The organism is Halovivax asiaticus JCM 14624, assembly GCF_000337515.1.
GTDB classification, from domain to species: domain Archaea; phylum Halobacteriota; class Halobacteria; order Halobacteriales; family Natrialbaceae; genus Halovivax; species Halovivax asiaticus.
Genome location: NZ_AOIQ01000012.1, coordinates 103410 through 114494, shown reverse-complemented (window position 1 = coordinate 114494; position 11085 = coordinate 103410). Strand labels below are relative to the sequence as shown.

General features: G+C 67.0%; 10 protein-coding genes. 3 read left to right on the top strand and 7 right to left on the bottom strand.

Annotated elements, in window-relative coordinates:
• From C479_RS16030 to C479_RS07135, 3 genes are all read right to left on the bottom strand, one after another.
• Nucleotides 1–105: SDR family NAD(P)-dependent oxidoreductase (locus tag C479_RS16030; RefSeq protein ID WP_007700100.1), on the bottom strand; the 105-nt coding region annotated here is incomplete at its 3' end.
• Nucleotides 106–373: 268 nt separating this feature from the next.
• Nucleotides 374–1264, bottom strand: a complete 891-nt coding sequence (locus tag C479_RS07140; protein ID WP_007700097.1) for an aldo/keto reductase — start codon at nucleotides 1262–1264, stop codon at nucleotides 374–376.
• A 151-nt stretch (nucleotides 1265–1415) separates the two neighbouring features.
• Nucleotides 1416–1904 carry a hypothetical protein gene (locus C479_RS07135; protein ID WP_007700094.1) on the bottom strand — a complete coding sequence of 163 codons (489 nt, stop codon included), beginning with the start codon at nucleotides 1902–1904 and terminating at the stop codon, nucleotides 1416–1418.
• Between the two features lie 302 nt (nucleotides 1905–2206).
• Between C479_RS07135 and C479_RS07130 the strand changes: the two genes are divergently transcribed.
• On the top strand, nucleotides 2207–3295 hold the full coding sequence (locus C479_RS07130; RefSeq protein WP_007700091.1) for a Gfo/Idh/MocA family oxidoreductase: 1089 nt from the start codon (nucleotides 2207–2209) through the stop codon (nucleotides 3293–3295).
• Nucleotides 3296–3435: 140 nt separating this feature from the next.
• On the opposite strand, the gene C479_RS07125 is transcribed toward C479_RS07130, so the two are convergent.
• Complete coding sequence (locus C479_RS07125; RefSeq protein WP_007700088.1) at nucleotides 3436–3933, bottom strand: Lrp/AsnC family transcriptional regulator; 498 nt, start codon at nucleotides 3931–3933, stop codon at nucleotides 3436–3438.
• A 270-nt stretch (nucleotides 3934–4203) separates the two neighbouring features.
• Here C479_RS07125 and C479_RS07120 point away from each other — a divergent pair, with 270 nt between their 5' ends.
• Nucleotides 4204–6381: an amino acid permease gene (locus tag C479_RS07120; protein ID WP_007700085.1), complete on the top strand. Its 2178-nt coding sequence runs from the start codon at nucleotides 4204–4206 to the stop codon at nucleotides 6379–6381.
• A gap of 58 nt (nucleotides 6382–6439) precedes the next feature.
• Here the strand turns inward: C479_RS07120 and C479_RS07115 are convergent, their stop codons facing one another.
• The 3 genes from C479_RS07115 to C479_RS07105 all read right to left on the bottom strand — a co-directional run bounded on the left by C479_RS07115 (nucleotide 6440) and on the right by C479_RS07105 (nucleotide 8168).
• Nucleotides 6440–6688 carry a hypothetical protein gene (locus C479_RS07115; RefSeq protein ID WP_007700082.1) on the bottom strand — a complete coding sequence of 83 codons (249 nt, stop codon included), beginning with the start codon at nucleotides 6686–6688 and terminating at the stop codon, nucleotides 6440–6442.
• A 170-nt stretch (nucleotides 6689–6858) separates the two neighbouring features.
• Entirely contained in the window at nucleotides 6859–7269 is a 411-nt protein-coding gene (locus C479_RS07110) for a hypothetical protein (protein ID WP_152415833.1), read from the bottom strand.
• Between the two features lie 113 nt (nucleotides 7270–7382).
• On the bottom strand, nucleotides 7383–8168 hold the full coding sequence (locus C479_RS07105) for a helix-turn-helix transcriptional regulator (protein WP_007700076.1): 786 nt from the start codon (nucleotides 8166–8168) through the stop codon (nucleotides 7383–7385).
• A gap of 159 nt (nucleotides 8169–8327) precedes the next feature.
• Here C479_RS07105 and C479_RS07100 point away from each other — a divergent pair, with 159 nt between their 5' ends.
• A complete protein-coding gene (locus C479_RS07100) occupies nucleotides 8328–11060 on the top strand; it encodes a GLUG motif-containing protein (RefSeq protein ID WP_007700074.1) in 2733 nt (910 codons plus the stop codon).
• The last annotated feature ends 25 nt before the right edge of the window (nucleotides 11061–11085 follow it).

Sequence of the window (11085 nt, the reverse complement as noted above, 5' to 3'; positions counted from 1 at the left end):
GACGACGACGTTCGCGCCCGCCGTCGCGAACCGCTTCGCCGTCGCGCGACCGATTCCGGACGACGCGCCGGAGATCAGCGCGACGCCGTCTTCGATTCCGTTCATACGTCGTCACCTCGCGGTCGGCCGATCGGCGATGGCTTCTCGACGACGGAGTTTCCGGCTCCATCCGGTCCGGTGGGGGTCGTTGGTGTCATTGCACGGACCGCTACCACGACCACTCACTTATAGGGGATCTGCGTTGCACGCGAGGACTGGACGCCGTCACGATGGACGAGGAACTGGACGACCGACGAAGTGCCGCGAATCTGCCGACGAAATGGGGCTGTCTCTATCTACTGGGCGTGATACTGTCGCTGTCGTCCATCCTCACCTACGCGACGTCGTTCAACGCTGCCATGTCCTCGTCGGTCAGCTCGACCTGCGACGCGGCCACGTTCGACGTCAGGTGGTCCGCACTCGACGTGCCCGGGATCGGGAGCGTCACGTCCGAGTACGCGAGCAGCCAGGCGAGGGCGATCTGGCGGGGTGTCGCGTCGTGGCGCTCGGCTACGTCCTGCAACACGCCGGCGACACCGTCCTCGTCGACGGTGTACAGCGGGCCGTACGGGATGAACCCGACGTCGTGGTCCTCGCAGGCCTGCAAGACGGCTTCGTGCTCTCGATCACCGACGCTGTACTGGTTCTGGACCGTCGCGATATCGACGATGTCCATCGCGGTCTCGAGCTGTTCGACGGTGACGTTCGAGAGGCCGACGTGGGCGATCTGGCCGGCGTCTTTCATCTCGGCGAAGGCGTGGACCGACTCGGTGAAGTCGACGTCCGGATCGGGCGTGTGGAGCTGGTAGAGGTCGAGCTGGTCGGTCCGAAGCCGGTCGAGGCTGCACAGTACCTGGTTCTTCAGGTAGTCCGGATCGCCGTGGGGCAGCCAGTCGCCATCGCGATTGCGGAGCGTCCCGGCCTTCGTCGCGACGGCGATGTCGGAATCGGGGCCGTCGCCATCGTCCTCGCGATCATCTCCGCCTGCGAGCACTTCCCCCAGCAGTCGCTCGCTGACGCCGGGTCCGTAGGAGTCGGCGGTGTCGATGAGATCGACGCCGAGGTCGACGGCGCGACGGACGACGTCCTTCGCTTCCGCCTCGTCGGCTGGCGAGCCGATGATGGCGTCGCCGGTGAGGCGCATCGCGCCGAAGCCGAGCCGACTGACTGTCAGGTCGCCGCCGATGTCGAACGTGTCGCTCTCGTTGGTGGGCGCAGAAGCCATGTCACCCCGTAGGCGTACCAGTCACAAAGGCGTGTGGACCGGGGCAGGCGCATCGGGGTGCGGTCGCAAGCTGACCCGGAGGGCGTGATGTGCCGTGTGCGACCGCATGCGACCGCGTGACGGCTGGTCGAGTCGCCACACCGCGTGACAGCTAGTCGTCGACGGGACCGGGATCGTCGGTCGCGCTGACGAGCCAGGTGAAGCTCCCGGTCGAATCGACGCGTCCGGTGAGGGTGTTGTATCCCCCGTCCGGTGCAGGATTGTAGACGGCTCGTGCGGTATCGTCGGGCGGAGTCCCGTCGAGTGTGAATTCGACGAGATAGTACGCCGGTTCGGTGAAGATCTCATCGAACGTCTGCGTCTCGCCGGGGGCGACCGACGACGCGGCCGTCATCCGTCGTTGCTGGTGGGGAACCGCCGTCTCGCCGGTGACGTCGTGACCATCTGCCGTCGTCTCGACGTCGGTCCCCACGTCGCCGATCGAGAATCCGATGGTGTGAGGCAGGGCGTCTCGATTCTCGAACTGGAGGGTGCCGGCGGGAAGGTCCCCGGTGCTGTCGCCGGGACGCAATTGTGAACACCCGCCGATACCCACGGTCCAGAGCACGCCGATCGATGCGAGTACCGTCCGCCGATCCATTGGAGAAATTTTGCCGAGAGGGGATCATGTATATTGCGTCTTTTGTGTCTGCTACCGGCTTCGGAGGATCGACGCTGGGACCAGCGACGGGACGAAATGGATCACGCTCGAGGCTACCAGGCCGTTCCACCACAGTTTCGGGTCCGTTTCGCCGACTGTCCGGGGCACCCATCCAGACCGTCGGCCACTCAGTGACCAGTTCGATCGTGACCGCTCGCGTTCTCCCTGGTCTCACACTCGTGAATTGCGTGCTGGGTGACCGCAATCCGGGCCTTCTTGAGGCGCGCTCGCCACCACCCGCCATGTACCAGGTCGGAATCGTCGGCTGCGGCGTCATCGGGTCGCGCCTTGCGGCGGCGTTCGACGAGCACGAACGGACCGAGATTCGGGTCGTCTGCGACCGGGTCGCCCGGAAGGCCGAGTCGATGGCGGACGAGTACGACTGCGAGGCAGTGACGGACGTCGACGAGCTCGTCGCGATCGACGCGGTCGACGTCGTCTACGTCGGCGTGCCGCCGAAACATCACGCGGCCGTCGTCCGGGCCGCGCTCGACGCGGACACGCACGTCGTCTGCGAAAAGCCCATCGCAGAAACCGCGACCGTCGGCCGCGAACTGACCGAACTCGTCCGCGAGAGCGACCGCACGACGGCGATCAACCTCCCGTTTCGCTACACGCCGGGGTTCGTCGACATGCGCGAGCGGATCGCGGCCGGCGAGATCGGCTCGCCAAAGCGTGTGTCCCTTCGCTTTCGCTTCCCGCAGTGGCCACGGGAGTGGCAGGACGTCGACTGGCTCGCCGGCCGGGAGCAGGGCGGGCCGCTCCGGGAGGTCGGGAGCCACTTCGTGTTCGCCACGCAGGAACTCTTCGGCACCATCGGCGACGTGACGGCCGACGTTCGGTACACGGGGCCGGAGACGTACGAGGAGTCCATCGTCGGGACGTTCCGGGCCGGCGGTGACGTCGTGGGCGTCGGCGGTGACGTTGGGAGTGTCGGCGGTAACGTCGCGGGTGCCCGCGGTGGCGAGCCGGGGCGCGAAGAGGCCGCCGGCGTCGAGAGCGACGCCGAACCGACCGGCGCCGTCGCCGTCGACGAGCCCGTCCACGGGACGATCGATCTCCTCTGTGACTGCGCGGGGAGCGAGGTGAACGCCATCACCGTCGAGGGAACCGAGGGCTCGCTGTCGCTGCAGGCGTGGCGCCGCCTGGTCGCCGATCCCGGCGAGGAGACCGAGCGCGTGCTCACCGAGGACCCGGGTGAGACGACGCTCACGCTGGTCGACGAGTTCGTGACTGCACTCGATGGTGGCGACGGCGACCTCGTCTCCGTCGCCGAGGCGACCCGTGTACAGGCGGTCGTCGACGCCGTCCTCGGTATCGACGCCGACTGACTTCTGGCCGCAGAATCGGTACTCGATCTCGGTCGGCGCCGAACGCATGCCGACACCTCGCACTCGCCCCGTTACGACGCGTCGAATTCGTCTTGTTACGACACGTCGCAACCGTCCTGGTACGACGAGTCACACCCCCGTTACGACTCGTCGTACTCGCCCGGTCCCGTCTCGTCTTCGTCGACGAAGCCGCGGAACGGACAGACGTACTCGTCGCGGATGAGCTGTTCGTCGACGACGGTGAGCCCGAGCGCATCGAGCTCCTTGCTGATCCGGTTTAAGTCGTCGTGGTCTTTCCCGATGGCGTTGACGTAGACGTTGCGTTCGCCGGTCATGATGTCGCGGACCGCCGTCACGCCCCGGATCTTCCGGGCCTGCTTCGCGAGTTCGTCGCGTTCCGGCACCGGTGCGGTACAGATGATTTTGGTGTAAAGTGGGTAGCCCGCGAGATCGTAGTCGATGTCGATGTGGTAGCCGCGGATGATCCCGCTCTCCTCTAGCTTGTTGAGACGGGTACGGACGGTGCTCGACGACAGGCCGAGTTCCGCCGCGATGTCTGTCGAGGACGTCCCTCGAGCGTCCTGCTGGAGCTGGTAGAGAATGCGCTTGTCCACGGCGTCCAGTTCGCCATCCTTCATCGATGCTCGATTCTGGCTCGTGGGTGTTTATACTCTCGGTCCGAACGGAGGATCGCCACGTCTGAGAGCCGACACCCTTCCGACTGATGACGGATCCCCTCATTTCTACCCTCTCTATTGACGGGGCGTCAAATATTCCGCTCCATTTATTAGTATCCGTCACCAACTGCCGCTGATTCCTGCCGTGAGACCGCACCCGACGACGGACGAAACGAGCGCCGAGCAGCTGAACGCAGCGACCGCTCGAACAGCGACGGTCGCGGTGGTCGCATGAAGGAACTCGAACGCGACCTCGGCCTCCCGTCGGTGCTGGCGATCAGCATCGGCGCGATGATCGGCAGCGGCATCTTCATCCTGCCGGCACTCGCCCTCGAAACGGCGGGGCCGGCGGTCATCCTCGCCTACGCGCTCTCGGGCGTGCTCGTCGTACCGGCCGCCCTCTCGAAGTCCGAGATGGCGACCGCGATGCCCGAAGCCGGCGGCACCTACATCTACATCGAGCGCGGGATGGGGCCGCTGCTCGGAACGATCGCCGGCGTCGGAACGTGGTTTTCCCTGACGTTCAAGGGCGCGCTCGCACTCGTCGGCGGCGTTCCGTACCTGCTCTTGTACCTCGACCTGCCGATGAAACTGGTCGCGCTGGCGCTCGCGTCGGTGTTGATCCTGATCAACCTCCTCGGGGCGAAGCAGACGGGTCGGCTCCAGGTGGTGATCGTCGTCGTTATGCTGGCCGCCCTGGGCTGGTTCGCCGCGTTTAGTGCGCCCAGCGTCCAGTCGGCCAATTACGCGAACTTCTTCGACGACGGGATCGGCGGGATTCTGGCGGCGACCGGGCTGGTGTTCGTCTCCTACGCGGGCGTCACGAAGGTCGCAAGCGTCGCCGAGGAGGTCGAGAATCCGGGTCGGAACATTCCGCTCGGCATCCTCGGCTCGCTCGTGTTCACCACGATCCTCTACGTCGTCATCGTGGCGGTCCTGGTCGGCGTGACGGATCCGGGAAGCGTCGCCGGATCCCTGACACCTGTCGCCGTCGCGGCGAAGGAGACGCTCGGGAGAGTCGGCGAAATCGTCGTCGTCATCGCGGCCATGCTCGCGCTCGTCTCGACGGCGAACGCGGGCATTCTTTCGTCGTCGCGGTACCCGTTCGCCATGAGCCGCGACCAGCTCGCGCCACCGACGTTCTCGTCGGTGAGCGACCGGTTCGGGACGCCCGTCCCGGCGATCACGCTCACCGGCGCGGTGCTATTAGTCCTCATCGCGGTCGTCCCCCTCCAGAACATCGCGAAACTCGCGAGCGCGTTCCAGATCCTCGTGTTCGCGCTGATCAACGTGGCCGTGATCGCGTTCCGCGAGGGCGAGGGGGCATACGATCCCGAGTTCCGGTCGCCGCTGTATCCGTGGGTACAGGTCTTCGGCGCCGTTTCGGGACTCGTCCTCCTCACCCAGATGGGCCGGGACGCCTTCCTCGGGGCCGTCCTCATCACCGTGGGGAGCGTCGCCTGGTACGCCTACTACGCCCGTTCGCGCGTCGACCGCGAGGGCGCGGCGACGGACGCGGTTCGCCGCCGTGTCGGCCAGGAAGCGCTCACGGAGACCGAATCCGCGGTGAACGAGACGCCGCGGGAAGTCCTCGTCTCGCTCACGAAAGGGCTCGACGCGGACCGGGAACGGTCGCTCGTCGCCATCGCGGCCGACCTCGTTCGCGCGGACGACGGCCGCGTCGTCGTCACGCGATTCGAGGAGGTGCCCGATCAGGTTCCGCTCACCGACGAAGTGACGGTGCAGTCCGCCGCGGACCGCTCGTTCGAGTCACGGATGGACGACCTCTCGACGGACCTGGACGTCGCGATCGAGGCCGACGAGATCGTCAGCCACGATACGAAACACGCGGTCGTCAACGTCGCCGCAGAACGGGGCGTGGACGCGATCGTCGCCGAACACGAGCCCCTGCGGCTTCGCTCCCGGCTCCTCGGCGACCCGGTCGACTGGATCGTTCGACACGCGCCGTGTGACGTCGTGTTGGTCGACAACCTCGGTTACGACGATCCGGAACGTGTCGGCCTCGTCGGCGACCGCGGCCCGTTTCCGCCGCTTGCGGTGACCGTCGCCGAGTCGATCGCCGGCGAAAACCGCGGCGCCGTCTCGCTCTGGCAACCCACCGATCGAGACGGTACGGAACAGTACGAGCGGACGATCGCAGACTATCAGACGGAACTCTCGGAGCTACTCTCCGTGCCGGTCAACCCCGAACCCATCGCCGCCGACGCGCTTCAGTCTGCGAGCCCCGACGTGGTGATCCGTCGCGGCACCGACGACACGCTCGCCTCGCAGGTGTTAGACGACAGTCCGACCGTTCCCCACCCCGGCTGTACGACGATCTCGGTCTATCCGCACGAGTCGCACCGGCCGCGGTTTTTGCGCCGACTGCTCGAACGGCTCACGTTCTGACCGACGGCGGGTCCGGTCGACGCCAGTTTCCGGGCGATGCCCGCCGACGAGTGGACGATCACTCGGCCTCTCCGGCCCGCAGATCGCCGAGCGAGTAGATGATCATGCCGACGATCACGACGTACAGGGCGACGAGCAACAGCGCCGCCGCGCTCGCCTCCGTCGCCGGGAGGTAGTCGTAGAGCCAGTCGGTGCCGAGCCAGACCAGCCAGCCACCGGCGACGATGGCGCCGGCCAGGCCGAAGACCAGGATGATCGCCCCGATCGCCGCGATACCGCGTCGAAGTACGTCGAGTACATCTGCCATGTTTTCTCACGCCGGGGCCGTCGCCGCTCCTGTAGCGCCCGACCCAGCTAGGGGAGTCACGGAGATGGGCGCGGTCCCGGCGGGTGCAGGCCGTAAAACTGCAGGCACGGTCAGAACGGCGGACGTGGCGTCGGCCGACTCGTGCGGAGCCGGTACCAATTGCGGGGTTCTCAGGCGTCGGCGGACGCCGATCCGTCGGTGATCTCGATGACGGTCCCCTCCGTCTCGTCGTTCTCGTGGCCGAGGACGCCGTCGATACCGCGTTCGGCCTGTCTGTTGACCGCGTAGGCGAGCTGGAAGGCACGTTCGACCCCGCCACCGACGTTGGGACCGGGCAACTGGTCGCGGGAGAACGCCTCCAGGCTGTAGGCACCCTCGGGGTGGAGGTACTGGAGTGGGTGATCGTTCGGGACCTCCCGAAGATCGACGTCGATCGACCACAGCAATGCCAGCGCCTGTAGCGCGTAGGCGTTGGGTTTCGGCGTTCGCCGACTGGCGGCGGTGAGCGCCGTGGTGACCGCGGTCGTCTTCGCGTCTGTGTCGTAGTACACGCCGGGGGCGCCCGGGACTGAAATTCGCATACCCGAGGGAGCGGGGCCGGCCGAAAGGGTTCGCCCCCGGCAGGTGCCGGCGTGAAAATCGAGTTCGAGCGTCGGGGAATCCGGCCGCCGACCCTCGGCGACGACCCGCTCGGTCACGCGAGCGCGTCGACGGTTGCGGCCGTGACCGCGGTGGCTTCCTGCCGGTAGCGGTGGTAGAGCCCCTCGGCCCAGGCGAGGGCGGCCCGGTCGTCCGTCGCGGCCGTCACGACGGGGAGCGTCGTCTCCTCGTCGAATCCCGAGAGGATCACGGTCCCGTCGAAGAGGCTCATCGTGAACGGCAGGCCGGGGTGCGTGTAGAGCGTGGCGGCGTCACCGCCGGCGATGGACTCGAACGCCTCCTCGTTCGCGTTTCGGTCGGCCCGGAGCGCCAGCGGGGTGCAGATCACCTCCATGTCGATGCCCGCCTCGACGTTCTGCGTCCCCTGGCGCGTGACGGCCGGCGGGCACCCGGTGACGACGAACCCGCGGAACCGCTCGGTCGACGAGAAGTGTTCGAGCCAGCGCTCGATGGGTCGGTTCGGGTTCGATGGGGTCGCGACCGCGAGCTCGGCGTCCGCGAACAGGTCAACGTGGCGCGTGAGTTCGGGCGCCGAGACCGTCTCGAGGAGCGGTTCGAGCCGTTCGGCGGCCGCGACGGAGCGCTCGAACCGGTCGACGGCGTCGGCGACGGCCGCCCCGGCCCCGGTCGTCCGGTAGCCGTCGTGCGAGCGTTCGAGCAGGTTCCGCTCGGCGAGCGCGGTCGTCCAGCGGTAGGCGGTCGCCCGCGAGACGTCGAGTTCCGCCTGTAACGTCGCCCGGTCGGCCGTCCTCCCGCGGACCGCCTCGAGCAACGCGGCCTGGCGCAGCAACCGGCCGCGTTCGTCGTCGTGCTGGTTCATGCCATCCCATCACGTATAAAAACACTAAGTGTTTCGGTGCGCGCCAGTGGCGCGTCGACGGCTGATCGGCGCGACACGGCCTATTGGGGCAAAATCTCACGCCGTGAAACACTGTTTCCTCCAGTGACTATACGCAGACGAGAACCGAACGGTGACGCGATGGACGACGGACTGAGTATCTCGAGGGAGGGGTGGTTGCGACTCGCAGTCCGGGTCGCGGCGCTGGTCGCGCTCGTGGCAATCTGCGGGGCCGGATTCGCCGGCGTGATGGCCGACGGGGCGACGAATCAACCGACGATCGAGGGGATGGACGGCAACGGCACCGCGGACGATCCGTACGTCGTCACGAACGCGACGCAGCTGCAGGCGATGGAGGAGGATCTCGATGCGCACTACGTGCTCGGGAACGACGTCGACGCGTCGAACACCGCCGAGTGGAACGACCAGAAGGGCTTCGAGCCGGTGGGTAACGAGTCCGAGCCGTTCACCGGTGCGCTCGACGGGCGCGGGCACACGATAGATGCCTTCTCGATCAACCGATCCGACGAGAATCACGTCGGACTGTTCGGGTATACTGATCACGAGTCGGTTGATGAGAACCCCATTCGAACCGTCACGATGACGAACGCGACGGTCGTCGGCAACGAGCGCGTCGGGACGCTTGTCGGGGCCGTCTATTTGAGGACGGACATCTCGGACGTCGACGTCCACGGCACCGTCACCGGAACCGACCGAGTCGGTGGGGTGGTCGGCCAGCACATCTTCGGGAGCGCCACGGACGTGTCGGTGAACGCGACCGTGACCGGCAGGAACGACGTCGGCGGGTACGGTGGATTTACTCAGGTCGATACGTACGATATGTCGGTCGAGAGCACTGTCGACGGCGAGAACCGCGTCGGCGGCGCGTTCGGGACGAATATATATCCAACGTCGAACGTTTCAGTGACGACTGACGTCACCGGAATCAACGACGTCGGCGGAATCGCAGGTATCAGTCCGCGAGGGAATAGCGATACGATTGAGAAATCTTCGGTGAGTGGCACCGTCACCGGGACCACGAACGTTGGTGGGTTGATCGGGAAGACCAGAGAGAGCGTCGTGGATTCGTCGTCCAGTGCGACCGTCGACGGCGGCCAGAACGTCGGCGGGCTCGTCGGCAACGTAGCCGAAGACGATGGGGAGTTCGAACGAAGTCTCCGGGCGACGGTACGAAACTCGACGGCGTCCGGCGACGTCTACGGTGAGCAGTACGTCGGCGGGCTCGTCGGCGTGATCAACGGTGGCGACTACTCCAACGGCGAGTGGGACCACGGGCTGGTCACCGATAGTTCCGCGACAGGCGACGTCTATGTAGTTGACGCGGAGTGGGACGTAAAAGAACACGTCGGTGGCCTCGTCGGGATCATGCGCGACAGTCCCGACACCGACGACTCGCCCCGCATCCAGGACTCCTGGGCGAGCGGGAGCGTCGGAAACGAAGACGGGTTCCCGTTCACCGTCGGCGGCCTCGTCGGCACCGTCGACGCCGGCACCGTCGCCCGGTCCTCGGCGATCGGAGACGTCAACGGCGAAGACACCGTCGGCGGGCTGGTCGGCGAGAACGCCGGCACGATCGTCGAGTCGAGGGCCAGCGGCCTCATCGACGGCTCCTATATTACGGGTGGAATCGGTGCGAATAACCGAGGGACGATAGCGCGGTCGTCGTCGACAGCACGGGTCGGGGGGCACAGCTTCTCGACTGGTGGACTCGTCGCAGATAACCAGGCCGATGGCGACGTGACCGACTCCTGGGCCGCTGGTCGGACGTCCGGCCCCAACAGCGACAACGGCGGTCTGATCGGATACGACCAGGGAACGGTGAGCGACTCCTACTGGGACGTCGACGCGACCGGCCAGTCCGACGGCATCGACAACGATCCCGACAACCCCGGCGTGACCGGACGCACGACCGCCGAGATGACCGGCCCCGCCGCCGAGAGCAACATGACCGACCTCGAGTTCCCGGGCACGTGGGAGCCGACGAACCGCTACCCGCATCTCTCGTGGCAACCGTCCTTCGACGTTGCGATCAGCGAGACGAACGCGCCCGTCACCGCCGGTGAGAACGTCACCGCGACCGTCACGGTCACCAACACCGGCGACATGGCCGACGCGCAGGCGGTCTGGCTCACCGACACCGGGTTCGAGGATCGGGAACAGGACCTGACGCAGGTCGCGCTCGAGCCCGGCGAGTCGGAGACGGTGACGCTCGAGTGGGCGACCGAAGACGACGCTACCGGCGACCACTCCGTCAGGGCGACCACTCCCGACGCGACGGCGAACGCAACCGTCGAGGTGCGAGAGGAGTCGGACGGGGGTGACATCGATCCGTCACCGGATCCGTCGCTCCCCTCGCCGTCCCCGCCGTCGGACGGGACGGACCGGGCCGAGCTCGTCGTCACCGAGGTGTCGCCGTCGACCACGACGGTCGCGGTCGGCGACTCCGTCCGTCTCGACTGGACTGTCGAGAACCGGGGCGACGTCGCTGGCGAGCGACGGATTGACGTGCGCGTCGACGGGCGGACCGTCGCGGAACGTTCGGTCGAACTGGGGGCTGGTGAGTCACGCACGATGAACGTCACTCACGCGTTCGAGACGACCGGCCAGTACGAATTCGCTGTCGACGGTGAGGCGGTCGACACTGTCACCGTCGAGGACAACGAATCGGCCGGCGGCGGGACGGGCGGGGACGCGGCCGACGATGGCGCCAATGGATCGTCATCCGACGGTAGCGCTGCGGACTCGCCGCCAGGCGGTGACGGGGACGCCTCGCCCGGCTACGGACCGGTGGGTACACTCGCCGCCCTGGCGCTGCTCGTCGCGCTCGCCGCTCGTCGGTCCGATCGCGGGTGAGGGCACCCGGAACGGCGAGACGTAT

Bases quoted from the DNA above. Each gene is read 5' to 3' on its own strand.
- C479_RS07140 (WP_007700097.1), bottom strand. From the start codon at position 1,264: ATGGCTTCTGCGCCCACCAACGAGAGCGACACGTTCGACATCGGCGGC.
- C479_RS07135 (WP_007700094.1), bottom strand. From the start codon at position 1,904: ATGGATCGGCGGACGGTACTCGCATCGATCGGCGTGCTCTGGACCGTG.
- C479_RS07130 (WP_007700091.1), top strand. From the start codon at position 2,207: ATGTACCAGGTCGGAATCGTCGGCTGCGGCGTCATCGGGTCGCGCCTT.
- C479_RS07125 (WP_007700088.1), bottom strand. From the start codon at position 3,933: ATGAAGGATGGCGAACTGGACGCCGTGGACAAGCGCATTCTCTACCAG.
- C479_RS07120 (WP_007700085.1), top strand. From the start codon at position 4,204: ATGAAGGAACTCGAACGCGACCTCGGCCTCCCGTCGGTGCTGGCGATC.
- C479_RS07115 (WP_007700082.1), bottom strand. From the start codon at position 6,688: ATGGCAGATGTACTCGACGTACTTCGACGCGGTATCGCGGCGATCGGG.
- C479_RS07110 (WP_152415833.1), bottom strand. From the start codon at position 7,269: ATGCGAATTTCAGTCCCGGGCGCCCCCGGCGTGTACTACGACACAGAC.
- C479_RS07105 (WP_007700076.1), bottom strand. From the start codon at position 8,168: ATGAACCAGCACGACGACGAACGCGGCCGGTTGCTGCGCCAGGCCGCG.
- C479_RS07100 (WP_007700074.1), top strand. From the start codon at position 8,328: ATGGACGACGGACTGAGTATCTCGAGGGAGGGGTGGTTGCGACTCGCA.